Below are 26,006 nucleotides of genomic sequence, written 5' to 3' on the forward strand. Positions count from 1 at the left end.
ATATAAATTGTTATATATTCTCTACTTATACAAACAACAATATAATTATACCAATTTTGTCAGTTTATTCTATCTATTAAATTGAGTTTCAGTTTCGACATTTAAATAAAACACATCTATGCATAACAAAAAACGAACCTACAGTTCTTTTTATTTCTTGATTTTCACTTGGCATGGGGCAAAAAAAGGCTCTGACCGCTTCTATGCACGGCTAGATGCTCTCTCCTACCTAAAGAGAGGCTTTTTTTTCCTCTTATTATTTATATCCATAACAAAAAATCCGTAAAGGCAAGAGCCCTTACGGATTTTTTTACTTCATATCAGAAACGTTTAAACGGTTCACAGCACGCTGCAAGGCCATTTCTGCACGTCTAAAGTCAACATGCGCTTGTTTATCTTGCATACGTTGCTCAGCGCGACGTTTCGATTCATTTGCACGATGGATATCGATATGGTTTGCTTCTTCAGCAGATGATGATAATACAGTTACTTTATCTGGACGAACTTCGATAAAGCCACCGCTTACTGCTACATAATCAGTGTGCCCACCATTTTTCAGACGAACCGCACTAATTTTTAAAGGTGCAACAGTTGGAATGTGACCTGGTAAGATCCCCATTTCCCCACTCTCTGCTTTTACGCTTACCATTTCTACTTCTTTTTCGTAAACCGGTCCATCAGGAGTTACAATACTGACTGGAAATGTCTTCATAATTCGTCCCTCCTAAGGCCTTACGCCATCATTTTCTTCGCGTTTTCAATAACTTCTTCAATGCTACCAACAAGACGGAACGCATCTTCTGGAAGGTCATCATATTTTCCTTCTAGAATTTCTTTGAAACCACTAACTGTATTTTTTACAGGTACGTAAGAACCTTTTTGACCTGTAAACTGTTCAGCTACGTGGAAGTTTTGTGATAAGAAGAATTGAATACGACGAGCACGATGTACAACTAACTTATCTTCTTCAGATAACTCATCCATACCTAAGATAGCGATGATATCTTGAAGCTCTTTATAACGCTGTAAAGTTTGCTGTACTTGACGAGCTACTCCATAATGCTCTTCTCCTACGATTTCTGGAGAAAGCGCACGAGATGTAGATGCTAATGGATCTACGGCTGGGTAAATACCCATTTGTGTTAAACGACGCTCTAAGTTTGTTGTTGCATCTAAGTGAGCGAACGTTGTAGCTGGTGCTGGATCCGTATAGTCATCGGCTGGTACGTATACCGCTTGGATAGACGTGATAGATCCTTTATTTGTAGATGTAATACGCTCTTGTAATTGACCCATTTCTGTTGCAAGTGTTGGCTGGTAACCTACCGCAGATGGCATACGACCAAGAAGGGCAGATACTTCAGAACCCGCTTGCGTGAAACGGAAGATGTTATCGATGAACAATAGTACGTCTTGTCCTTGCTCATCACGGAAATGTTCAGCCATTGTTAAACCTGTTAATGCAACACGTTGACGTGCTCCAGGTGGCTCGTTCATTTGTCCGAATACCATCGCAGTTTTCTTAATTACGCCGGAATCGCTCATTTCGTGGTATAAGTCGTTACCTTCACGAGTACGCTCACCTACACCAGCGAATACAGAGATACCACCGTGCTCTTGTGCGATGTTGTTAATTAATTCCTGAATTAATACTGTTTTACCTACACCGGCACCACCGAATAGACCGATCTTACCACCCTTAATGTAAGGAGCAAGTAAGTCTACTACTTTAATACCAGTTTCAAGAATTTCTACTTTAGTAGATAACTCTTCGAATGCAGGCGCTTGACGGTGAATTGGATCACGACGTACATCCGCAGGAACATCACCATCTAAGTCAATTGCATCACCTAATACGTTAAATACACGACCAAGTGTTGCATCACCAACTGGTACAGAGATTGCTTTACCAGTATCTTCTACTTCTGTGCCACGAACAAGTCCATCTGTGGAAGACATTGCAACTGTACGAACTGTGTCATCACCTAAATGAAGTGCAACTTCAAATGTTAAGTTAATGCTTGCTCCGTTTTCGTTGCTTTGTTTTACCGTAAGGGCGTTGTAGATTTCTGGTAGCTTTCCGCCATCAAACTTAACGTCTACAACCGGACCCATGATTTGCGTAACGCGCCCTTTATTCATCGGGTTCCCTCCTAGCTTTCTTTTAATTAGCCAGCTTTCTAAGAGAAGTCGGCTTTTAATTTTTATTAGTTTATAGCTTACGCGACTCTCCTGTTCTGGACGAGCCGCTTCCACTTTTTATTGAATCTAGCTCCGGTGGCTAGAAGGGTCGGTCATTTCACCCCTTCTGAGCAAGCCACCTACGCTTTTTAATACTATTCTAACGCTGCTACTCCACCAACGATTTCCGTAATTTCTTGCGTAATCGCTGCTTGACGCGCACGGTTGAATGAAAGTGTAAGTGAATCGATAACTTCCATTGCGTTGTCTGTAGCACTCTTCATTGCTGTCATACGCGCCGCGTGCTCACTTGCTTTACCGTCTAGTAATGCACCGTACACTAAGCTTTCTGCGTATTGTGGCAATAATACTTTTAAAATTTCTTCTTCAGAAGGTTCGAATTCATAAGCTGTCGTCGGTTTATCAGACGCCACATCCGTAAGCGGTAAAATTTTATTTTCCGTTACTTCTTGTGAAATTTTACTTACATAATGATTGTAGTAAATATACAGCTCATCATAAGCACCATCTGCGAACATCGCAATTGCTCGAGAAGCAATATCTTTAATATCAGTAAATGATGGGTGGTCAGATAATCCAACTACTTCATCAATGATGTTAAAGCCGCGACGTTTTAAATAATCACGTCCTAGTCGTCCAAGCACAATAATTGAATATTGGTTTGAATCCATATTATGACGTTCACGAATTACGTTACTTACTGTACGTAATACGTTACTGTTATAACCACCTGCTAGTCCGCGATCAGATGTAATAACGATGTACCCTGTACGCTTTACAGGACGCGCATTTAGCATTGGATGATTAATCCCTTTACTTCCTTGCGCAATGCTCGCTACTACTTCTTGAATCTTTTCCATATACGGAACGAAAGATTTAGCATTTTGTTCTGCACGGTTTAACTTAGATGCAGATACCATCTCCATCGCTTTCGTAATTTGACTCGTTTTCTTTGTCGAGTTAATCTTCGCTTTTATATCGCGTAAAGATGCCACAGGTTTTCACCACCTTTTTTCCGGAAGTTGGCACGATTAGTAAGAATCCTCTTCCTAATCTACGTTGCAAGATATTCTTGCTCATGATTGAAGGAAAAGAATAGGTGCACCTACTCTTTTCCTTTACATAACCGTCAGCAATCTCAAAAGCTGAGATGCCTTTATATATTATCTAGCTTCAGCAGCCTGAACGAGCCGCTTCCGCTTTTATTTATTACTCAGAAGCTACGAATACTTTTTTAAATCCATTAATAGCTGCTGCAAATTTGTCGTCATCCGCAAGTTTCTTAGTTGTGCGAATTTCGCTTAATAAGTCAGTTGCATTTGAATCTAACCAAGCATGGAATTCTTCTTCGAAACGAGTGATATCTACTACTGGGATATCATCTAGGAATCCACGTGTTAAAGCGTAAAGAATGATAACTTGTTTCTCTACACGTAACGGTTTGTGTAATCCTTGTTTTAATACCTCAACTGTACGAGCACCACGGTTTAATTTCGCTTGTGTTGCTTTATCAAGGTCAGAACCGAACTGAGCGAACGCTTCTAACTCACGATAAGATGCAAGGTCAAGACGAAGTGTACCTGATACTTTACTCATCGCTTTAATCTGAGCTGATCCACCTACACGAGATACAGAAGTACCCGCATCGATTGCTGGACGTACGCCAGAGAAGAATAGGTCAGATTGTAAGAAGATTTGTCCATCCGTAATAGAAATTACGTTTGTTGGGATGTAAGCTGATACGTCCCCTGCTTGTGTTTCGATGAAAGGTAGTGCAGTTAAAGAACCGCCGCCTCTTGCATCACTTAATTTTGCCGCACGCTCTAATAAGCGAGAATGTAAGTAGAATACATCCCCTGGATATGCTTCACGACCTGGAGGACGACGTAATAGTAATGAAAGCTCACGGTAAGCCGCTGCTTGTTTTGATAAGTCATCATATACTACTAATACATGTTTACCATTGTACATGAACTCTTCACCCATTGTTACACCAGCGTAAGGAGCTAGGTATAATAATGGAGCTGGTTGAGAAGCCGATGCAGTTACAACGATTGTGTAATCTAATGCACCGTGCTTACGTAGTGTTTCTACTACGTTACGTACTGTTGACTCTTTTTGTCCGATAGCTACATAGATACAAATCATATCTTCATCTTTTTGGTTAATGATCGTATCAAGTGCAACTGCTGTTTTACCTGTTTGGCGGTCACCGATGATTAACTCACGTTGACCACGGCCAATTGGTACAAGAGCATCGATCGCTTTAATACCTGTTTGAAGTGGTTCATGAACAGATTTACGATCCATTACACCTGGTGCTGGACTTTCGATTGGACGAGTGTTTGTTGTATTGATTGGGCCTAAACCATCAACTGGTTGACCTAATGGGTTTACAACACGACCGATTAGTTCTTTTCCTACTGGTACTTGCATGATGCGACCAGTACGACGAACTTCGTCACCTTCACGGATTTCTGTGTAAGGTCCTAAAATAATGATACCTACGTTGTTTTCCTCTAAGTTTTGTGCTAGTCCCATAACGCCATTAGAGAACTCTACAAGTTCACCAGCCATAACGTTATCAAGACCATGAGCACGCGCAATACCGTCACCAACTTGGATAACTGTACCAACATCACTAACTTCGATTTCAGACTGATAGTTCTCGATTTGTTGCTTTATCAGTGCGCTAATTTCTTCAGCTCTGATGCTCATGTGCTTCACCCCTATCTATTCTTCATTAATTCACGCTGAATACGTGCTAATTTTCCTTGTAAGCTTCCGTCGTAAATGCGATTTCCAATACGTACTTTAATGCCGCCTAGTAAATCTTCATCCACAACATTTTTCACGCGAATTGCATCTTTTCCTGTTTTTTTTGCAAATGCTTCTGCAATGTTAAGTTTTTCTTCTTCCGATAGAAGACGAATAGAATATACAGTTGCATCCGCTACGTTACGTTCTTCATTAGCAAGAACAACATATTCATTTGCAATTTCAGGTAGGATATCAATACGCTTGTTATCAATTAAAATATATAACGTATTTAAAATAGATTCAGAAACAGATGCGAATACGTTTGCAAGAAACGTTTTCTTCTGCTCTTTTGAAATGTTCGGTTGCGTTAAAAAGCTATGTAGTTCTCCGTTCTTTGTAAAAACGTTTTGTACAAGGCGTAATTCCTCTTCAAACATTTCTAATACGTGTTTTTCTTTTGCAATTTTGAAAAGAGCGACAGCATAACGTTTTGCTACAATCCCATTGCTCATCGCGCTTCTCCTACTTCTTTAATATAATCGCGAATTAACTTCACTTGATCTTCTTCTTTTAATTCTTTTTCAATTACTTTAGAAGCAATATGAACAGATAAAGAAGCAACTTGTTCTTGTAAAGCAGCAATCGCTTGCTCTTTTTCGCGTTGAATTTCTTGTACAGCAGATGTTTTAATTGATTCTGCTTCTTCTTTCGCAGCAGCAACAATAACATCCTTTTGATCTACAGCTTGTTTCTTCGCTCTTTCGATTAACTCTTGTGCTTCAACACGCGATTGTTTTAACATTTCACGTTGTTCTTCTACTAATTTCTTCGCTTCAGCATTACTTCTTTCTGCAGCGTCGATTTCATTAGTAACATGCTCTTCACGTTCTTTCATAATTCCCATTAAAGGACCCCACGCGAATTTGCGTAGCATTACTAATAGAAGTAAGAAAATGAACAATGTATAAGCAATCGTTCCAAATGGAATGGAAGCCCCTAATAATAAAGTTGGCACAAGGATTCACTCCCTTCAAAATATCTAAATTGATCATATGAAAAAAAAAGACATACGTTTCGTTCATAAAGCAATGGCGAAGAAAGTTCGGAAAAACACTCTTCGCCATCTATGTAAGGGGAGTCTCCCTTATTTGTTCATTACGATGAAAGCAATAACTACACCGATAATTGGAAGTGCCTCAACTAATGCAACCCCGATGAACATAATTGTTTGAAGTGCGCCTTTTAATTCTGGTTGACGAGCAACACCTTCGATTGTACGTGATACGATAAGACCGTTACCAATACCTGCACCTAATGCTGATAAACCAATTGCAATTGCAGCTGCGATTACACCTAAACTCATTTAATTTGTCCTCCTTTGTATTATAAAAAAATAAATTTTTTCTTACTTAAATTATATTAATGGTCATGGCTTACTTTATGAGCCATATAAACCATCGTTAACATTACGAAAATAAATGACTGGATTGAACCAACGAATACGCTGAATCCCATCCATGCTAACATCGGTACAAGTGCACCTAATGCTCCTAAGAATGATGCCCCGCCTAACTTAGCAAGTAATCCTAATAAGATTTCACCTGCGTAAATGTTACCAAATAAACGAAGACCTAACGTTAATGTGTTAGCAAACTCCTCAATAACCTTTAATGGGAATAAGAATTTCATAGGTTGGAAATAACCTTTAACATATTCTTTCGTACCCTTCATCTTAATTCCATAATAATGGGTGAGGGTAACTACCATCACGGCTAATGTTAATGCAACTGCTGGATCAGACGTTGGTGATCTCCACCATGCAATATGTTCGCCAGCCTCAACTGTTGAATACATGAATGGTAAACCAAGGAAGTTCGATACGATGATAAACATGATAAGCGTAACGCCAAGCGTTAAGAAACGTCCACCTGTTTTCCAATCCATCGTACTATTGATAATCCCTTTCACGAAGTCAAACACCCATTCCGTGAAATTTTGCATCCCGGTTGGGCGAAGCGCTAAGCTGCGAGTTCCGATAACAGCGATTAAGAAAACAATAACTGCTGCTACAGTAACCATCATAACTGATGACAAATCGAACGTTAAACCTAGAAATTCAACTAATTTACCGTGTTCCACTAGTAATTCACCTCTCTTCCCTGCTCGTATACTCTAAATAAAGAAAATCTATGATCATGACAAGGTATCCTGTCAGCAATCCTACACCTAAGCCCCACATCGCAATTAACTCTTGATATTTGGCTGCAAATAAAATTAATAACCCAATCGTGGCGAATCTAGAATATGTACTTACCGCTGTCGCCTTAAACTTCACGTTTTCTCCATTTGTTACGCGATCTAATAGCTTGTCTGTTCTACGTGCAATGATGCGCAAACTAAGAAAACTGAAAATCGTTCCGATAATCAGCCCAAGAAATACATCCTTGTAAGAGGTAATTCCCCATCCTAGCACTAGAAGCGCAAGCAAGTAGTACATATATTTCTTTTGTCGTTGGACAAGTCCATGTACGTCTATCATCATTGCTCTCCCGAATAGTAATGTTGAATGAGTCGAATCATTGCGTATACCCCTGTTCCTAACCCGAGTAATAACCCTATAATAAGAAACAACGGAAACGTTCCAACCTTATTATCAATCCATTGCCCACCAAAGATTCCGATAAGAATAGAACCAACTAACTGAGCAAGTATTCCTGACATTAAAGCATACGCTTTTATATGGCTGCGATCGTTTTTTTGCAAGGATTCATCCCTCCAATATGTAACCCTCATTCACGATGTGTTAATAATAACTCATTTTTCTGCATAAATTCTATACAAAATAAAAAGTTTACATTTTCGTCACGGAATAGATGCATTTTTGTCACTGAAAGCCCTACCATCTATCCCCGTTGTTAGCATACAATAGGGTATTAACAGTGTCAACGAGAAATCGTAAAAAATCAAAAAATTTGAGTATTAGGCATTTCCTCCCAAAAATGAAAACGTTCCCCTTCTAAATACTGGTTAGAGATATGCAATTTCTAACAGTTTTCTCTTTATAATAGAAGAAAATGTTCACAAGTTTGTCACTATTATATTTTTAAGATATAGCGCTTTCCTTCTATAATATAGTGTCCCCGAGACGTAAGACTTCTATATTATATGTGATGTGTATATAACTTATGTTGTATATACCCTGTATATTTATCTCCCCCTCCCCCGTGCGCTGAGGGCGAAAAAAAAAAAAAACGAGCGGGGAATCCCCCTCTCGTCTGTTGTCTTACTTCGTTCCGAATAAACGGTCACCAGCATCACCAAGACCTGGAACTACATAACCATGGTCATTTAACTTCTCATCTAATGCCGCTACATAAATATCAACATCAGGATGCTCTTCCTGCACTACTTTTACTCCTTCTGGAGCAGCTACGATACACATTAATTTAATTTGCTTTGCACCGCGCTTTTTCAGAGAATTAATTGCTTCAGCTGCAGAACCACCTGTTGCTAGCATCGGATCTAGTACGATAAAGTCACGCTCTTCTACATCCGTTGGAAGTTTCACATAGTATTCTACCGGTTGCAATGTTTTAGGGTCACGGTATAAACCAACGTGTCCTACTTTTGCTGCTGGAATTAATTTCAGAATTCCATCAACCATTCCTAAACCTGCACGTAAAATCGGAATTAAACCAAGTTTTTTACCAGCGATCACTTTTGTTGTCGCTTTGCTTACAGGCGTTTCAATTTCAATGTCTTCAAGTGGAAGGTCACGAGTAATCTCGAAAGCCATTAAGCTTGCTACTTCGTCCACTAATTCACGAAAATCTTTCGTACCTGTATTCTTATCGCGAATATATGTAATCTTATGTTGAATTAACGGGTGATCAAATACATACAGTTTTCCCATGTGAATCTCTCCTTTAGATGATATTCATGCGTTTACACGCTTCTTTACACTATTTACGATTGTAAAGAAAACGCTACTAATATTCAAGGGCAAATTTGGCAAAATCATGATTTTGCGATGAATCTATCTAGTATCTTTACCAATTATGGGAGCTGTATCCTTCATTATATCGCCAAAATTTATTCATCATTTGTATACATACTTTAAAAATAATATATGTCCACAAAAAAGACTGCCAAAACAATTACGTTTCAGCAGTCTTTTTCAATCTATTATAGATCTGTATACATTGAGAATTTGCTCGTTAACGCTTCTACACGCTTACTTGCTTCTTCTAATGCAACTTCATTCTCATGATTTTTTAATGTATAAGCAATAAGTGCCGCAATTTCATCCATTTCTTCTAAACCGAAACCACGAGATGTTACAGCTGCTGTACCGATACGTACGCCGCTTGTTACAAATGGGCTTGCTGTTTCAAATGGAATTGTATTTTTGTTCACTGTAATACCAACTTCATCTAATACGTGCTCTGCTACTTTACCTGTAATTTCTAAGTTACGAACATCAATTAAGATTAAATGATTGTCTGTTCCACCAGAAACAAGTGTAAGTCCTTCCTTTTGAAGGCCTTCAGCTAAGCGGTTCGCATTATTAATGATATGTTGTGCATATGTTTTAAACTCATCTTGTAGTGTCTCACCAAATGCAACAGCTTTTGCAGCAATTACGTGCATAAGTGGGCCACCTTGAATACCAGGGAAGATTGATTTATCAATTTGTTTTGCAAATTGCTCTTCACATAAAATCATACCACCACGTGGACCACGTAATGTTTTATGTGTTGTCGTTGTAACGAAATGTGCATGTGGTACTGGGTTTGGATGTAAACCAGCAGCTACTAAACCAGCGATATGTGCCATATCAACCATAAAGTATGCACCCACTTCATCTGCAATCTCACGGAATCGTTTGAAATCGATAACACGAGGATATGCACTTGCACCTGCAACGATTAATTTTGGTTTATGTTCTTTCGCTTTTGCTAATACATCATCGTAATTAATACGGTGAGATTCAGCATCCACGCCATATTCTACGAAATTATATTGTACTCCACTGAAGTTAACAGGGCTTCCGTGTGTTAAGTGACCACCATGAGATAAATTCATACCAAGTACTGTATCGCCTTGCTCTAAAATCGTAAAGTATACTGCCATGTTCGCTTGTGCACCAGAATGTGGTTGAACATTTACATGCTCTGCGCCAAAAATTTCTTTCGCGCGATCACGTGCGATATCTTCTACTACGTCTACGTGTTCACAACCACCATAGTAACGTTTTCCAGGATATCCTTCAGCATACTTATTCGTTAGAACAGAACCTTGCGCCTCCATTACCGCTTCACTTACGAAGTTTTCCGAAGCAATTAGCTCGATCTTTGAACGCTGTCTTCCTAGTTCTGCCTCAATTGCAGCAAATACCTTTTCATCTTGACGTTTTAAATGATTCACCAAAATCCCCCTTTTCTGAACGAATTACATCAATTCCCAATAGTTTTTTCTCATTTATTCAGAAAAAACGAAAATTCAGGTTGTAATTCTTTCGAACCTTCATGTTTTCAACTACATTCTAACATGACTTTCTATATCATAAAAGAAAAAAAAAGACCAAAATTGGTCTTTTCTTTCTTCTATTATAAAGTCAGACTACATACCTTTTACCTTTCGATATACAGCTGTTATAAGACTTTATAATTTTTCATGTTTAACGGCAAGGAATAGCTTCTTCATTTGCCGCATAAACGGCACGTGCTCCACCTATTAGTTTCCCACGTGTTTTCGCCATCGTTACATGCGCACTTCCTATTTCCTTCACACTTGTACGAACCGGTACAGCTACATGCTTTAAATGCATACCGATAAATGTATCGCCGATATCCATTCCTGCATCTGCTTTAATAAACTCAATTACTACCGGATCTTTAAAATTGTGATACGCATACGTCGCTAATGCACCACCTGCTGATCTAACAGGCGTAACTGTTACAATTTCAAATTGATATTTCATCGCTACATCTCTCTCAACTACTAAAGCACGATTTAAATGCTCACAACATTGAAACGCCAATTCAATACCTGTTCTCTCTTGAAATTGTTTTAATTCAGAAAAAATCGCCTCTGCCACTTCCATCGTTCCTGATGTTCCAATTCTTTCACCTAGCACTTCGCTCGTGCTACACCCCACTACAAAAATTTGACCACTTTGCAGCGTGGCTTGTTCTTGGAAATCAGAAAGCGACATTTGTAGCTGTTCTCTTACCTTTACGATTTCTGTCATTACGCCTCTTCCTTTCACAGGTTGGTTCACCAAATTATATTTCATACTACTTATAGTTAGAATCTATTACTTTGTTTCGTACGTTTTAATTTTTCCTACGCGGTTTTCGTGACGGCCACCTTCATAGTCAGTTGTTAGCCAAATTTTCGCGATATCACGCGCTAGACCAGCTCCAATTACACGCTCGCCCATCGCTAACATGTTAGTGTCATTATGCTCTCTCGTCGCTTTCGCACTGAAAGTATCATGAACTAATGCACAACGAATACCATTTACTTTGTTTGCTGCGATTGACATACCAATACCTGTCCCGCAAACTAAAATACCACGATCCACTTCACCATTCGCGACCATTTCTGCTGCTGGAAACGCAAAATCAGGGTAATCAACAGAACCAGCTTCACATTCACAACCTAAATCAATATATTCAATATTTAACTCTTCTAATAAACTTACAAGTTCTTTACGGATATTCATACCGCCGTGATCAGATGCTACTACTACTTTCATTTTTACCCCTCCGAAGTTTCAATCAATTATCTTCATTTCACACTCGCTACCTTAATGGAACAAAGTGATCTCCAATATCGTATTATACACGAAACATCAACCTTCTGAATGTTTTTTCAGTAAAGTTTGTACAAGTTTTTCCATCTCTTCTAACGTTTCTTTATAAATAGAAAGCGATCCGCCAAATGGATCTGAAATATCCTTACTTACACCCTCAGTTAATCCATATAATGTATCCAATTTCTTTTCCACGCTCGGATAATACCCAAGTACAATTTGCTTATGGTTTTCCGTCATTGTTACTACAATATCCGCCCAATCAACCAAAGTATCGTTTACCTGCTGCGCAGCATGATCGATTACAATTCCTTTTTCAGCTAAAGCTTCCTTTGCATGTATCGACACATCGCTTCCAGGATAGGCGAAGACACCAGCAGATTGCACTTCAAATTTACCTTCTCCATAATGACGAAGCAAAGCCTCAGCCATCGGACTACGGCATGTATTTCCAGTGCAAACAAATAACACCCGTTTCATCTAAACCCACCCCTTTTTTTCTGTTTCCTACATTTATCCCGATTGGTGAAGGCTAATAATCAGCGGGGGATGAACACCCTCCGCTGATTATTAGCCTTCACTTTATCATAGCGTACATTAGAATAGAACAAAAGAAATGTGAATATAAGAAAGGCGCATTTTTCTAAGAAAAATGCGCCTTATCCACATATATGAAACCCTATTTCCAAGTGCCCAAAGTATTTTACCATACATAATGAACACACTACGAAACAAAATAAGGAATCCATTTCATATGAAACGGATTCCTTCTATCAAATAATTATTTCATTGTAACTTTCATTACTTCTGTTGAACCTTTTGTAGCTGTTACACCTACAGTTGTCTTAATAGACTCAGCTGCATCTGTGTTTGTAATAACGATTGGAGTAATTGTGCTTTTCGCTTTTTCACGAATTAATTCTAAGTCAAATGAGATTAATTTATCTCCAGCTTTTACAGCTTGTCCTTCAGAAACGTGAGCTTCGAAACCTTCACCTTCCATTTTTACAGTTTCTAATCCAACGTGGATTAAAATTTCTGTACCGTTTTTCGCTTTAATTCCAATAGCATGTTTCGTGTGGAATAATTGTACGATTTCACCATCAACTGGAGATACAACTACACCTTCAGTAGGATCGATCGCAACACCGTCACCCATCATACGACCAGCGAATACTGGATCTGGTACTTCTTCAATATTTTTCACTGCTCCAGTTAATGGAGCTACGATTGTTTCTTCATTTGTTTTTGAACCAAAACCGAATAATTTTTTAAACATAGGATAGTCCTCCTTATAATTTACCTAAAAGTTTATAGGGCAATCTCTATTCAAGATCGAAATACACGTAAGACTTCATACTTCGAATGTTATACTGTAAAAACTCTTTCGAAATAAATCATGTCATTACTACTAGACTCTTATTGTAGCGCTTCACAAAATTCCAGTCAATTCTGATTGTCTGAATAACAATGAGAAGTTAACTTCTACTTATATTTTCTCTTTTTTTAACTTACTTGTCTAGAGGTCTTTACTACATTTTATTTTTTGTTGTTAATTTGTAAAATTCCTTTCAAATTTTTGTTGAAATCTACTTGACTAAAGTAAGTAACTATTTTATTATTACTTACATAAGATAAGTTAATAACTTTTAGGAGGTTTTTAAAATGATGGATATCGGTCTTCTTATTATTCGTCTTATTATAGGAATTACATTCATGGGTCATGGTGCTCAAAAATTATTTGGTTGGTTCGGCGGTTACGGCTTAAAGGGAACTGGCGGCTGGATGGAGTCAATCGGCTTACGTCCTGGTGTGTTTATGGCATTTATGGCTGGCGCAACTGAACTATTAGGTGGTTTCTTATTCGCAGCAGGTATTTTCACTGTAGTTGGTTCTTTATTCATCGTAGGAACAATGTTAGTAGCAATTTTCACAGTTCACGGAAAAAATGGTTACTGGGTAACACAAAACGGATTCGAATATAATTTAATGTTAATCGCTGTCGCTATCGGTGTAGCTTTAATTGGACCTGGCGCTTACGTTTTACTTTAATATTTATCTCTATTTCAAGATATTTACCAAAAAAGAGATTACTTCAGTACAATCGAGGTAATCTCTTTTTTACATCATCAAAAAAATATTATTTTCAGCAGGAGATTCCCATTGATATCTTGTAAAGGAACAATAAGTATTCATATTTAGAAAGGGGATTACAACATGTTATCCATTAATCCAAACGAACAAACCGAAAAAGATAATTACAAATTACTAACAGGAAGTATCATTCCACGTCCTGTTGCATTCGTTACTTCTGTAACTAAAGATGGCGTATTGAACGGTGCGCCATATAGTTATTTCAATATCGTCGCTGCCAATCCACCACTTATCTCAGTTTCAGTACAACGCAAAGAAGGAAAACCGAAAGACACTTCCAGAAACGCAATAGAAAAAGGAGAATTTGTCGTACATATTTCTGATGAATCTTACGTAGAAGCGATCAACGAAACAGCAGCGAACCTACCTCCTAATGAAAGTGAAATCGAATTAGCAAAACTAACACCGATTGACAGTGATATCATTTCAGTACCAGGGGTTAAAGAAGCAAACATTCGAATGGAGTGCATATTAGAACGCGCCATCCCACTCGGCGGAACCGAAGACTCGCCAGCTTGTGACCTACTAATCGGCCGCGTCGTCCGCTTTCACGTCGCTGAACACTTATACGAAAACGGCCGAATTCACGCCGAAGAACTAAAACCAATAAGCCGCCTAGCAGGACACAACTACGCAAAACTAGGAGAACAATTTGAATTAGTGAGGCCGATTTAAAAGCGCAAGCGGCTCGCTCAGAATCGCAGGACATTGGAGCTCTCGACCTTGAAGCGCTTTTTGCTTCGAGCGAGAGAGCGAAATGACCGGAGATTCTAGCCGCTGGAGCTGGATACCGACTAAAAGTGGAGGCGACTCGTTCAGCTCTGACCGGCTAAGGTTCTTTCGCCCGAAAGGCGCTTTTTGCCTTTCGGGCGGAAGGTTCTTAGATGCGAAGAGCTAGTCGCCGGAACTGGATATCACACCCTAAAGGCGGAAGCGGCTCGCTCAGAATGAGAGGAGGATGGAGCTCCTGACGTAGAGGAAGACGCGAAGCCACCGACCATTCTAACCGCTGGCCACTGGAACTGGATATATCCCCTAAAAGCGCAAGGGGCCCGTTCACTTCCATCACCTAAACATAACCCCCCGCTGAAAGCGGGGGATTTTTTATCGTAATTCTTCGTTCTTCTCCTCTAATGCCGGGAATTTCTCTTTTTTAGATCTACCAAGCTTTATTACAAAGAAATATAAGGAAAGTAACGTAATAAGGAAAACAATTAAAAAAGGGTACGGAGAATAAAAAGTACGCGCCGCCTCCGATTTTCCTGCAACAAACTTCAATGACTCAATATCTAAAAACTCAGCAAACATTTGTACACCGAGCATACTGAACCAAAAAACAAAAAAACTAATAATAATACCAAAAACTTGCTTCAATCTCGTCATTCATCTCATCCTTTCTATATTTGTAATTTTTTAGTGTGATCAATATAGTACAAACGAAACTATGCACAGAAAGGAACTATCTCACCATTCACGGATTAACTTAATCCAACCTAACATCGAAATTTGCAAAATAACACCCAATATTATAAGTCTTCTTAGCCATCGAGGAAAGGAGGTTAAAAGCTTAACATACCATTCCAATAGCTTGTTCATAATTCCCTCCTACATAAAATTATATAGGAAAAAGGAGATACAATCCAAACCCAACAAGAATAATACCACCTACTATTTCACCGTATGTGCCAAGTATATTTTTGGCATGGCTACCAAGCAATAAACCCATCCAAGCCAGTAACATACTTATTAGTCCGAACAATAATATCGTAATAATTGTCTCTGCTCCGTAAATTCCAAGACTAAGACCTACTGAAAAACTATCTATACTGACACCAAATGCAAATACAAATAAACTAATTCCAATTGGAGCAGTTCTAGTCTCTTCCCCTTCTAAAATAGACGAATATACGATATGGAACCCTAGCCCAATTAATAAAATGGCTCCTGCAAAATTTGCGACATCCCCATACCTCTCTGATAGAAAACGTCCTAGTACCATTCCGATAAATGGCATAATAATATGAAATATCCCAATCGTCATACCTATATAAAGGATTTGTCTTAACTTTAATGTTACCATCCCCATACCGAGGCTCACTGAAAATGCATCCATCCCCAGGGCAAATGCCATAATTATTAAAGGTATTAATTGTTCAAGTGTCATTCATATCCCCCCTCGGACGTGCTACTTCACAATATGCTTATCCGAGGAGAAATATTCTGTTTGCTAAAGGTACATTATCATTCAATAATAATCTGATGTCCCGCAGCTTTTGTTAAACGATTCATAATTGCATTTCCTATGCCTTCATTCGGGAATGATTCACTAAAAATAACATCTACTTCACTTGCATCAAACGTTCTAAGCACATCATATAACTTAGTCGCAACGCTGGCTAAATCGCTTCGCACACCACAAGACAATACAACATCTGCACTATACACATGCTGATACTCTTCTGTCGTTAATACACCTACTTTAAATCCTTCTTTCTTTTTCTCATCCACAATACGTTGAATAAACTCACGGGACCCTTCAACAATACTAAGTGGCGCTTTCGGTGCATAATGTGTATATTTCATTCCAGGTGATTTCGGTTTTTCTTTCTCATCCTTTAAAGCTGGATCTAAAGAAACATTTCCTATCACGGCCTCTAATTGCTCCTTCGTAATCCCACCTGGACGTAAAATCGTCGGAACCTCGCTCGTACAATCAATTACAGTTGATTCAACGCCTACTCCTGTTGCCCCGCCATCAACAATACCAGCAATTTTCCCATTTAAATCTTCATACACATGAGAAGCTAACGTTGGACTTGGGCGTCCTGAACGATTCGCACTCGGTGCCGCAACAGGCACGTTTGCCTCTTCAATAAGGGCGAGCGCTACTGGATGATCGGGCATCCTCACTCCGACTGTATTAAGTCCTGCTGTAACCCTCTCTGAAATCCCTTTTTTTCTCGGTAAAATGATTGTTAATGGTCCTGGCCAAAAATGCTCCATTAACTTTTCTGCAACCGGCGGAATTTCTCTTACGATACCATCTAACTGAGATTTTGTTCCTATGTGGACAATCAGTGGATTATCGCTCGGCCTCCCTTTCGCTTCAAAAATTTTCGCTATCGCTTCATCATCCATTGCGTTTGCTCCTAACCCATATACCGTTTCCGTTGGGAAGGCCACCGCTTCATTTTCTCTTAATAATCTCGCTGCTTCTTTTAATTGTGGATAATATTTTTTTCTTTCCACAACATTATCCACAACCCACATATTTGTATGCATTTTTTCCCACGTCCTTTTCTACCATGAAATACTTGTCTATTTTTAGTTTACTATGAGATTTATCCAAAAGACAAACAAGGTTTATCCACAAAATGTGGATAAACCTTGTTAATCCGTGGATAACTTTGTGAATAGCTGACAATTTAGTATTATTGCATTTAGCTCTTTTATATTTTTACAAAAGTGTTCTAACTGTCGAATTTCCTCTGGCACTTCCTCTTTCTCTATAATGACAAAGTTAAAAAACTGAAAGATGGTCACAGATTGTGGATGATTTGTGAGTAAGTACAATTGTCGAATATCTTTTTCTTTCATATACTGCAAAAACATCTCGAAAAAATATAAGAAAGTCTGTTTATCCACATTCGGTGTGAATAAACAAGAACGGATAAGTGCATTTTCTCCACTTTGTTCATATCCAATTACCGCTCGTATTTCTCCCGCCTCTTCCAAGATCATAAATTGTGCGTACAACTCATTTATTTTATCATCTTTTTTATTAGCTTGTCCGAAAAAAGAATGTAATTTTTCTACATCTGCTTTCGTAGCAAAATAAACGTTCTTCATAGTAAATCCCTCCTCATTGATATATATGAGGAAGGATTTATTAATAGCACTATTTAGAGAATAAAGATGTAAAAGCTTCGACGATAAATAATTTAACCTCTGGTTTCTCCTCCTCTTCTACTGTTACATATTCATTTTGCCTTTCTTGTTTTTGCTCCACAGGTTTCTCCACTTTTTCCACAGTTTTTGTTTCTACTTTTTTTACAGGCTGTTCTTCTACTTGTGTTTCGTGTTTTACTACTTTCTTTTCCTGTGCTGTTACTTTTTCAGCTTTTTCCGGCTTTACTACTTTCTTTTCTTTCACCTTATCCTCTTTCTTCTCCGGTACATCCACCACTTCCTCATCTGATTGTCTCACCTGCTCCTCTTCAGGAGATTCAGCTTTCACAACATGTTCTTCTTTCCTTACAGCTGTACCACTTGAAAAATCTAAGAAACACATCGGTGGAAATAATACACACCACCAGTTTGCACCTTCACCTTTTCCGATTGTAATAAGTACCGCTTCATATTCTCCTGCCGGATAAATAAAATTCCCATATACCTTTGTAGGAAACTTCACATTCTTACCGAATTTCACTTGAAACGCTTCTTTACTCCCCTCTCTTTTCAGCGTATTCGCCACTGTCTTTTCAATTTCAGGAATATGATTTTGAATTACTTTTCGAGCTTCTTCAAATGACGTTAAATCCGCTACCCATCCATCAATTTGCGCTTTCACTTCATCACGTACTTTACGTTTTAATGCCTGATCTTTATCGGAATCACTATTAGCTAAAATACGTAATCGAACGGCCTCTTTCGGAATAACAGTAGGCCCTTTTGCATCAGCTTTCATATATCCAAACTGCACAAGTAACTGTGCACCAATTAATAATAAAAGAAAGTAAGCAATAACTTGTTTTTTCATTTCCTCCACCGTCCCCTCTAGAAACAGTGTGGACAGACTTTCATCTTTCTAAACTATTAAATTCAAAATCTATATAAAAAACCGATAGAAAAGCATTTTTTTAATTGGCGAGAAGGACTGGCTATGTATAGGGGCGGCCAGGGCCTTTTCCTGCCACACGCAAAGTTTTAAAACAAAGACAGGCAACAAGGTGTATGTCCATTTTTATCTTTATGACAGCAATCTATAGCTTATTTTCGCTGAAATGATACCCCTTACCAAAATTCTAAATAAAATGTATGGCTGAGTAGTTACGAATTTTTCATACAAAAAATAGAGTAAGGCTTATGCCTTACTCCATCTCTGCAAATACCATGCGATCTTTTCCATTAATATCAAATACAACTTCAACTTGAGCGCGCGGGAAAGTTTGCTGTAATAATGCTTTCACATCTTCACCTTGCCCTACACCAATTTCAAACGCCACAATCGCCTTGTTCTGTAATACATTCGGCAATTCCTCCATAAAACGACGATAGAAATCTAGTCCATCTTCCCCACCAACAAGCGCACGCTTCGGCTCATGCTCCTTCACAACATTAGAAAGACCACGCCAATCTTCCTCTGGTATGTACGGAGGATTGGAAACAACAACATCTAACTTCTGACCTGTTTCATAAAACGGAGATAGTAAATCGCCGTGATAGAAAGTTACATCCGCCCCTAAAGTTTTTGCATTTTCTTTTGCAACTTCAATCGACTCCTGTGCGATATCTACTGTATACACATGAAGATTTTTATTTTCTAAAGCGAGCGTAATAGAAATCGCTCCACTACCTGTTCCAATATCCGCTATGTGAAGCTCCTCATTACCGAAATGGCGCTCAATTCTCTCTAGCACTCCAACTATAAGTTCCTCTGTTTCCGGTCTTGGTATCAATACCTCTTCATTTACAAAGAATGATCGGCCATAAAACATTTCATAACCGAGCATATATTGGATCGGAATACCTTCTACATGCTTGTGGATAAATTGTGCAAAACTTTTCTCTTGTTCCGCAGTTATTTCTTCACGCATATTCATGAGCATTCCGGTTCTGTTCGTCTTTAATACATGACAAAGGACAATTTCTCCCGCATTTTCATCTCGTCCATTTTCCTGTAAAAAAGAAGAAGCCCATTTCAGGGCTTCATAGACACGCATTACTCAGCTGCCTCCATCTTTTGCGCCTGATCTTCCATCACTAAGGCATTGATGAAATCATCTAACTTACCTTGTAGGATTTGATCTAGCTTTTGAATCGTTAAACCGATTCGATGGTCTGTAACACGGTTTTGCGGGAAGTTATACGTACGAATACGCTCTGAACGATCTCCCGTACCAACAGCTTGTTTACGGTTTTGATCATACTCAGCTTGCGCTTCTTGTCTAAATTTATCATAAACACGTGCGCGTAATACTTTCATCGCTTTTTCTTTATTCTTAATTTGTGATTTCTCATCCTGACAAGATACAACTACACCAGTCGGTAAATGCGTTAAACGTACCGCTGACATCGTTGTATTAACGCTTTGTCCACCAGGACCACTAGAAGCAAACGTATCAACACGAACATCTTTTTCATGAATATTAATTTCTACTTCTTCTGCCTCTGGTAGTACAGCTACAGTTGCTGTAGATGTATGAATACGTCCACCAGATTCCGTTTCAGGAACACGTTGCACACGGTGAGCACCATTCTCGAATTTCAGCTTCGCGAAAGCACCTTTACCATTAATCATAAAGATAATCTCTTTATATCCACCTAACTCTGTATAGCTCGCTTCGATAATTTCAGTTTTCCAACCTTGCACCTCAGCATAACGGCTATACATACGATATAAATCACCAGCAAATAAAGCTGCCTCGTCACCACCAGCAGCGCCACGAACCTCAACGATAACGTTTTTATCATCATTAGGGTCTTTTGGAACAAGTAAAATTTTCAGACGTTCTGATAATGTTTTCTCTTGTCCTTCTAATTCAGAAACCTCTTCTTTTACCATATCACGCATATCAGCGTCTAACTTATCTTCTAACATTGCTTTTGCATCTCGTAATTGCTCACGAACATCTTTATACTCACGGTACACCTCTACCGTGTCCTGAATATCAGATTGCTCTTTTGAATACTCACGAAGCTTATTTGTATCGCTAATAACCTCTGGGTCACTTAACAATTCATTCAACTTCTCATAACGATTTTCTACAGCTTGCAAACGATCTAACACACCATTCACCTCTACATCCTAGTATCTAATACAAATAGTATATGGTACTTAATCAAAAAAACGCAAATTATATTTAAAAGCGTAAGCGGCTTGCTCAGAATCGCAGGACATTGGAACTCTCGACCTTGAAGCGCTTTTTGCTTCGAGCGAGAGAGTGAAATGGCCGGAGATTCTAGCCGCTGGAGCTAGATAATATTTAAAAGCGTAAGCGGCTTGCTCAGAATCGCAGGACATTGGAACTCTCGACCTTGAAGCGCTTTTTGCTTCGAGCGAGAGAGTGAAATGGCCGGAGATTCTAGCCGCTGGAGCTAGATAATATTTAAAGCGCAAGCGGCTCGCTCAGAATGGGAGGAGGTTGGAGCTTCTGACAGAGAGGCGCCCTTTGCCTCGCAGGAAGAAGCGAAACCACCGACCATTCTAGCCGCTGGAGCTAGATAATATTTAAAGCGCAAGCGGCTCGCTCAGAATGGGAGGAGGTTGGAGCTTCTGACAGAGAGGCGCCCTTTGCCTCGCAGGAAGAAGCGAAACCACCGACCATTCTAGCCGCTGGAGCTAGATAATATTTAAAAGCGCAAGCGGCTCGCTCAGCTCTGACTGGCTAAGGTTCTCTCGCACAAAAGGTGCTTTTCACCTTGAGTTGCGGCGGTTCTTAGACACGAAGAGCTTGCCACCAATCTTCATCTATTTTCGAAAAAAACCCGCTCTACATAGCGAGTTTCACTTATCTTTGTTTTGTAGGTACTGCATGACAATGACGACAACGTGGTTCATACGATTCTGAAGCCCCAACTAAAATAATTGGATCATCAAATGCCGCTGGTTCTCCATCGATTAAACGTTGCGTACGACTTGCAGGAGATCCACATGCAGAACAAACTGCCTGCAATTTAGTTACATGTTCAGCAATCGCCATCAGCTGAGGAACTTGTCCAAATGGTAGACCACGGAAATCTTGGTCTAATCCAGCTACAATGACACGATAGCCACGATTTGCCAATACTTGCACCACTTCCACAATGTCCCCATCAAAAAATTGTACCTCATCGATTGCAATAACATCCATTTCTTCTGTTACATGGTTAAATATATCTTTTGAAGCTGAAACAGGAACTGCTTTAACCTTTAATCCATTATGTGATACAACATCTTCTTCACTATAACGATTATCAATACATGGTTTAAATACAATCGCATGTTGTTTCGCAAATTGTGTACGGCGTATACGGCGGATGAGCTCTTCTGATTTCCCAGAAAACATACTCCCGCAAATCACTTCAATCCAACCATTTTGATTCATTAAGTACATTGAGCTCTCCTTTCATCTACTTTCCTAATCCAAAGTAGGGTAAAGGTTTAATATTTTCGCAAAAAAAACAGACAAGCGAATACATACACTTGCCTGTTTTATGTTCTTTATTACTTGATGCCGTATTTCTTATTGAAGCGGTCAACACGTCCGTCTGCAGTAGCAAACTTCTGACGTCCAGTGTAGAATGGGTGAGAATCAGAACTGATCTCAATTTTTAGTAATGGATAAGTGTTACCATCTTCCCACTCAACAGTTTCGCTAGAGCCTTTTGTAGACCCGCTTAAGAATTTGAAGCCAGTGTTCGTGTCCATAAATACAACTTTATTGTAATTTGGATGGATTCCTGCTTTCATTCTTTTCATCTCCTTCCGCCCTGAATCATTTTCGAAACAGAGTTTTTCATCTTCAGCTGCTTACACAACTATATTGATGAAACACATATGATGAAATTATAACAAGGCTAACTCCATTTTGCAACTACCTGTTTTTGTCTTTTTAAAAATTAAAAGCACAAGCGGCTCGTTCAGAATCCAGGTCACTTCAAGCTCTCGACCAAGAAGCGCTTTTTGCTTCGACCGAGAGAGCGAAATGGCCGGAGATTCTAGCCGTTGGAGCTGGATATACCTAAAAGCACAAGCGGCTTGTTCAGAATGAGAGGTGGATGGAGCTTCTGACGTAGAGGCGCTTTTTGCCTCGTAGGAAGAAGCGAAGCCACCGACCATTCTAGCCGCTGGAGATGGAACTAGATACACCTTAAAGCGCAAGCGGCTCGCCCAGAATCGTAGGGCACTTCAAGCTCTCAATCCAAATATGATTTCCATCTTAAAAAACAAATTTTTTTCCATATATTACTCTCTAATATTCCCTTAAAAACATAAAAAACTCGCTTACTACGAAATAAGCGAGTCCCCATCTTTTCCCTTTACTTAGTGGTTACATACCTTTTTGAGTCTGCAACAATGTTTTGTAAAAATTCTTCATTTGTCTTTGTTTGACGAAGTTTACGTAAGAAGCCTTCAACAAAGTCTGGTGTATCACGCATTGTTTTACGAATACCCCACAGCTTGTCTAAATGTTCTTTCGGAATTAATAGGTCTTCTTTACGCGTACCAGAGCGACGAATATCAATCGCTGGGAAGATACGGCGCTCAGCTAATGAGCGATCTAAGTGAAGTTCCATATTTCCAGTTCCTTTAAACTCCTCGTAAATTACATCATCCATACGAGACCCTGTATCAACAAGCGCTGTTGCTAAAATCGTTAGGCTACCGCCCTCTTCGATATTACGCGCAGCCCCAAAGAAACGCTTCGGTCTATGAAAAGCAGCAGGATCAATACCACCCGATAAGGTTCTACCACTTGGCGGAATAACAAGGTTGTAAGCACGCGCTAAACGGGTAATACTATCCATTAAAATGACAACGTCCCTTTTATGTTCTACAAGACGCATTGCACGCTCTAATACAAGCTCCGCTACTTTAATATGATTCTCTGGCACTTCATCAAAAGTAGAACTTACAACATCACCTTTAACAGAACGTTCAATATCTGTTACTTCCTCTGGACGCTCATCAATTAAAAGTACAATTAATTCTGCTTCCGGATGATTTGTTGTGACACTGTGTGCAATTTCTTTTAACAGACTTGTTTTACCAGCCTTTGGAGGCGCAACAATTAAACCACGTTGTCCAAATCCAACTGGTGCGATTAAATCCATGATGCGTGTCGGTAACTTTTTCGTTTCCGTCTCCAATTTCATTTGGCGATCTGGGTATAACGGTGTTAATGCAGGGAAATGTACACGCTCTTTTGCTGAGTCTGGATCATCTCCATTTACAGCTTCAACTTGTAGCAATCCAAAATAGCGCTCATTTTCTTTCGGAGGTCGTACTTTACCAGAAACCTTATCTCCATTACGTAAATCGAAACGACGAATTTGCGAAGCCGAGATATAAATATCTTCTGAGCTTGGAGAATAATTGATAGGACGTAAGAATCCAAATCCTTCTGATTGAATAATTTCTAATACGCCTTCCATGAAAAAGAAACCTTCTTTTTCTGCTCGAGCTTTTAAGATAGAGAAGATTAGCTCTTTTTTCGTTAACTTGCTGTAATACGAAATCTTAAATTCCTTCGCAAGCTCGTATAACTCTTTTAATTTCATGTTTTCTAATGCTGCAATTGACAAATTCATTCAGACACCACACTTTAACTTTATTCTCTTTTCACATGGGTAAAGGGAAAAATACGGAAGGCAAATAAATAATAATGAAAGGCAATAAGTTCAAGTAGGATAATATTCACTATTGTAACCCTTTTATCTAGTTTTAATCAATACGTTGAAACACAAATACAAGAAGCGAAGACAAGAAAATTTGTCTTCGCCTTTTCATATTTCTTTCTTTTTTCTACTCACCTGATTTTAAGGCAGAATAGATAAGGCATTTCTGCTTTTATTTAATCCAGCTTCAGCAGCTAGAATGGTCGGTGGTTTCGCTTCTTCCTGCGAGGCAAAAAGCGCCTCTTCGTCAGGAGTTTGAAGTGTCCTGCGATTCTAAACGAGCCGCTTGCACTTTTTACTTAATCCAGTTCCAGCGGCTAGAATGGTCGGTGGCTTCACTTCTTCCTGCGAGGCAAAAAGCGCCTCTTCGTCTGAAGCTCCATCCCCCTCCCCTTCTGAACGAGCCGCTTGCACTTTTTATTTAATAACCAAATTCGGTTTTTTATTTAAGCTATGGCGGCCGTCTACGAAGCGTACTGTGCCTGATTTTGCACGCATAACAAGGGATTGTGTTGTTCCGACGCTACCTTTAAATTGAACGCCTCGTAATAGTTCTCCGTCTGTTACACCTGTTGCTGCAAAGATTGCATCGTCACCTTTTACTAAGTCTTCCATACGAAGGATACGATTGATATCTTCAATACCCATTCTTTTACAACGAGCTAGTTCAGCTTCGTTTTGAGGTAAGAGCTTCCCATGAATTTCTCCACCTAAGCATTTTAATGCGACCGCAGCTAATACACCTTCAGGTGCTCCACCAGAACCGAATAGAATATCTACACCAGTACGGTCAAATGCTGTATTGATTGCTCCAGCTACATCTCCATCGTTAATTAATTTAATACGAGCACCAGCTTTACGAATTTCTTCGATAATTGCTTGATGACGTGGACGGTTTAAAACTGTCGCTACAACATCTTCGATATCTTTATTTTTCGCTTTCGCAACTGCACGTAAGTTGTCGATAATAGGTGCGTCAATATCAACTGCACCAACTGCTTCTGGACCAACCGCTATTTTATCCATGTACATGTCAGGAGCATGTAACAAATTGCCGTGATCTGCAATTGCAATAACAGCAAGCGCATTCCAGCCGCCAGCCGCTACGATATTTGTCCCTTCTAAAGGATCAACTGCAACGTCTACGCGTGGTCCATATCCTGTACCCAATTTTTCTCCGATATATAGCATTGGCGCTTCATCCATTTCACCTTCGCCAATTACAACTGTACCTTTCATCGGAATTGTATCAAATACATCACGCATAGCTGATGTTGCTGCACCATCTGCCTCATCTTTTTTCCCGCGCCCCATCCAACGCGCTGATGATAATGCTGCAGCCTCTGTTACACGTACTAACTCCATAGATAAACTTCTTTCCACGATAATCCCTCTCCTTTAAGCCTTTATATTTCTGCCGTATTTTGTGAACCTTATTTTTCTATAAAGTGTACTTCCGTTAGTAGTGATT

At 39.3% G+C, this 26,006-nt stretch carries 30 protein-coding genes; 2 read left to right on the top strand and 28 right to left on the bottom strand.

The genetic code is table 11. The annotated features are described in order from the left end of the window. Positions 1–310 precede the first annotated feature (310 nt). From atpC to JFU23_RS14660, 17 genes are all read right to left on the bottom strand, one after another. Positions 311–712 (bottom strand): F0F1 ATP synthase subunit epsilon, encoded by a 402-nt coding sequence (gene atpC, locus JFU23_RS14580; protein WP_002016279.1) that lies wholly within the window; start codon positions 710–712, stop codon positions 311–313. A 20-nt stretch (positions 713–732) separates the two neighbouring features. After that, positions 733–2,142: a F0F1 ATP synthase subunit beta gene (atpD, locus tag JFU23_RS14585; protein WP_002139020.1), complete on the bottom strand. Its 1,410-nt coding sequence runs from the start codon at positions 2,140–2,142 to the stop codon at positions 733–735. Positions 2,143–2,336: 194 nt separating this feature from the next. Continuing rightward, positions 2,337–3,197, bottom strand: coding sequence for a F0F1 ATP synthase subunit gamma (atpG, locus tag JFU23_RS14590; RefSeq protein ID WP_002016283.1), 861 nt, complete (start codon positions 3,195–3,197; stop codon positions 2,337–2,339). Positions 3,198–3,411: 214 nt separating this feature from the next. After that, the gene (gene atpA / locus JFU23_RS14595; protein ID WP_002016284.1) at positions 3,412–4,920 is read right to left on the bottom strand and encodes a F0F1 ATP synthase subunit alpha; all 1,509 of its coding nucleotides are present in this window, start codon (positions 4,918–4,920) and stop codon (positions 3,412–3,414) included. Between the two features lie 11 nt (positions 4,921–4,931). After that, positions 4,932–5,474 (bottom strand): F0F1 ATP synthase subunit delta, encoded by a 543-nt coding sequence (gene atpH, locus JFU23_RS14600; RefSeq protein WP_002130060.1) that lies wholly within the window; start codon positions 5,472–5,474, stop codon positions 4,932–4,934. Next, complete coding sequence (gene atpF, locus JFU23_RS14605; RefSeq protein WP_002016287.1) at positions 5,471–5,977, bottom strand: F0F1 ATP synthase subunit B; 507 nt, start codon at positions 5,975–5,977, stop codon at positions 5,471–5,473. The genes atpH and atpF overlap by 4 nt, the downstream gene beginning before the upstream one ends. A 129-nt stretch (positions 5,978–6,106) precedes the next feature. Beyond that, a complete protein-coding gene (atpE, locus tag JFU23_RS14610) occupies positions 6,107–6,325 on the bottom strand; it encodes a F0F1 ATP synthase subunit C (RefSeq protein WP_000052064.1) in 219 nt (72 codons plus the stop codon). Between the two features lie 56 nt (positions 6,326–6,381). After that, entirely contained in the window at positions 6,382–7,101 is a 720-nt protein-coding gene (atpB, locus tag JFU23_RS14615; protein ID WP_201032172.1) for a F0F1 ATP synthase subunit A, read from the bottom strand. Positions 7,102–7,108: 7 nt separating this feature from the next. Next, positions 7,109–7,501, bottom strand: coding sequence for an ATP synthase subunit I (locus JFU23_RS14620; protein ID WP_002016288.1), 393 nt, complete (start codon positions 7,499–7,501; stop codon positions 7,109–7,111). Then, on the bottom strand, positions 7,501–7,725 hold the full coding sequence (locus tag JFU23_RS14625) for an AtpZ/AtpI family protein (protein ID WP_002089742.1): 225 nt from the start codon (positions 7,723–7,725) through the stop codon (positions 7,501–7,503). Before JFU23_RS14625 ends, JFU23_RS14620 begins: the two co-directional genes overlap by 1 nt. Positions 7,726–7,751: 26 nt before the next feature. Then, positions 7,752–7,865, bottom strand: coding sequence for a DUF4024 domain-containing protein (locus JFU23_RS14630; RefSeq protein ID WP_000232963.1), 114 nt, complete (start codon positions 7,863–7,865; stop codon positions 7,752–7,754). A 380-nt stretch (positions 7,866–8,245) separates the two neighbouring features. Then, the gene (upp, locus tag JFU23_RS14635) at positions 8,246–8,875 is read right to left on the bottom strand and encodes a uracil phosphoribosyltransferase (RefSeq protein ID WP_000517533.1); all 630 of its coding nucleotides are present in this window, start codon (positions 8,873–8,875) and stop codon (positions 8,246–8,248) included. Between the two features lie 272 nt (positions 8,876–9,147). Further along, positions 9,148–10,389: a serine hydroxymethyltransferase gene (gene glyA / locus JFU23_RS14640; RefSeq protein ID WP_002143868.1), complete on the bottom strand. Its 1,242-nt coding sequence runs from the start codon at positions 10,387–10,389 to the stop codon at positions 9,148–9,150. 253 nt (positions 10,390–10,642) lie between these two features. Then, entirely contained in the window at positions 10,643–11,215 is a 573-nt protein-coding gene (locus tag JFU23_RS14645; RefSeq protein WP_002130064.1) for a TIGR01440 family protein, read from the bottom strand. Between the two features lie 66 nt (positions 11,216–11,281). Next, complete coding sequence (rpiB, locus tag JFU23_RS14650; protein ID WP_000869917.1) at positions 11,282–11,725, bottom strand: ribose 5-phosphate isomerase B; 444 nt, start codon at positions 11,723–11,725, stop codon at positions 11,282–11,284. Positions 11,726–11,821: 96 nt separating this feature from the next. Then, a complete protein-coding gene (locus tag JFU23_RS14655; protein WP_002130066.1) occupies positions 11,822–12,262 on the bottom strand; it encodes a low molecular weight protein arginine phosphatase in 441 nt (146 codons plus the stop codon). A 301-nt stretch (positions 12,263–12,563) separates the two neighbouring features. After that, positions 12,564–13,061: a PTS sugar transporter subunit IIA gene (locus JFU23_RS14660; protein ID WP_002016294.1), complete on the bottom strand. Its 498-nt coding sequence runs from the start codon at positions 13,059–13,061 to the stop codon at positions 12,564–12,566. Positions 13,062–13,447: 386 nt separating this feature from the next. Between JFU23_RS14660 and JFU23_RS14665 the strand changes: the two genes are divergently transcribed. Next, the gene (locus JFU23_RS14665) at positions 13,448–13,834 is read left to right on the top strand and encodes a DoxX family protein (protein ID WP_002068579.1); all 387 of its coding nucleotides are present in this window, start codon (positions 13,448–13,450) and stop codon (positions 13,832–13,834) included. 165 nt (positions 13,835–13,999) lie between these two features. Further along, positions 14,000–14,611, top strand: a complete 612-nt coding sequence (locus tag JFU23_RS14670) for a flavin reductase family protein (protein ID WP_201032173.1) — start codon at positions 14,000–14,002, stop codon at positions 14,609–14,611. A 429-nt stretch (positions 14,612–15,040) separates the two neighbouring features. Here the strand turns inward: JFU23_RS14670 and JFU23_RS14675 are convergent, their stop codons facing one another. The 11 genes from JFU23_RS14675 to glpX form a co-directional block, all read right to left on the bottom strand. After that, on the bottom strand, positions 15,041–15,319 hold the full coding sequence (locus tag JFU23_RS14675; RefSeq protein ID WP_002034899.1) for a DUF3935 domain-containing protein: 279 nt from the start codon (positions 15,317–15,319) through the stop codon (positions 15,041–15,043). Between the two features lie 232 nt (positions 15,320–15,551). Then, positions 15,552–16,100 carry a manganese efflux pump MntP gene (locus JFU23_RS14680; protein ID WP_201032174.1) on the bottom strand — a complete coding sequence of 183 codons (549 nt, stop codon included), beginning with the start codon at positions 16,098–16,100 and terminating at the stop codon, positions 15,552–15,554. Between the two features lie 77 nt (positions 16,101–16,177). Next, positions 16,178–17,218 (bottom strand): L-threonylcarbamoyladenylate synthase, encoded by a 1,041-nt coding sequence (locus JFU23_RS14685; protein WP_002016299.1) that lies wholly within the window; start codon positions 17,216–17,218, stop codon positions 16,178–16,180. Positions 17,219–17,326: 108 nt separating this feature from the next. Then, positions 17,327–17,785, bottom strand: a complete 459-nt coding sequence (locus tag JFU23_RS14690) for a GNAT family N-acetyltransferase (protein ID WP_201032175.1) — start codon at positions 17,783–17,785, stop codon at positions 17,327–17,329. A gap of 49 nt (positions 17,786–17,834) precedes the next feature. Continuing rightward, on the bottom strand, positions 17,835–18,695 hold the full coding sequence (gene spoIIR, locus JFU23_RS14695; protein ID WP_085312859.1) for a stage II sporulation protein R: 861 nt from the start codon (positions 18,693–18,695) through the stop codon (positions 17,835–17,837). Positions 18,696–19,026: 331 nt separating this feature from the next. Next, positions 19,027–19,878, bottom strand: coding sequence for a peptide chain release factor N(5)-glutamine methyltransferase (gene prmC / locus JFU23_RS14700; RefSeq protein ID WP_201032176.1), 852 nt, complete (start codon positions 19,876–19,878; stop codon positions 19,027–19,029). After that, on the bottom strand, positions 19,878–20,945 hold the full coding sequence (prfA, locus tag JFU23_RS14705) for a peptide chain release factor 1 (RefSeq protein ID WP_002139009.1): 1,068 nt from the start codon (positions 20,943–20,945) through the stop codon (positions 19,878–19,880). The genes prmC and prfA overlap by 1 nt, the downstream gene beginning before the upstream one ends. 721 nt (positions 20,946–21,666) lie before the next feature. After that, positions 21,667–22,251 carry a thymidine kinase gene (locus JFU23_RS14710; RefSeq protein ID WP_000281086.1) on the bottom strand — a complete coding sequence of 195 codons (585 nt, stop codon included), beginning with the start codon at positions 22,249–22,251 and terminating at the stop codon, positions 21,667–21,669. Positions 22,252–22,361: 110 nt separating this feature from the next. Further along, complete coding sequence (locus JFU23_RS14715; protein ID WP_000643447.1) at positions 22,362–22,607, bottom strand: type B 50S ribosomal protein L31; 246 nt, start codon at positions 22,605–22,607, stop codon at positions 22,362–22,364. 569 nt (positions 22,608–23,176) lie between these two features. Beyond that, positions 23,177–24,448 carry a transcription termination factor Rho gene (rho, locus tag JFU23_RS14720; protein WP_002016308.1) on the bottom strand — a complete coding sequence of 424 codons (1,272 nt, stop codon included), beginning with the start codon at positions 24,446–24,448 and terminating at the stop codon, positions 23,177–23,179. Between the two features lie 504 nt (positions 24,449–24,952). Next, on the bottom strand, positions 24,953–25,918 hold the full coding sequence (gene glpX, locus JFU23_RS14725) for a class II fructose-bisphosphatase (RefSeq protein ID WP_002016310.1): 966 nt from the start codon (positions 25,916–25,918) through the stop codon (positions 24,953–24,955). Between the last annotated feature and the right edge of the window lie 88 nt (positions 25,919–26,006).

It is taken from the genome of Bacillus sp. TH50, from assembly GCF_016650565.1.
GTDB lineage: Bacteria > Bacillota > Bacilli > Bacillales > Bacillaceae_G > Bacillus_A > Bacillus_A mycoides.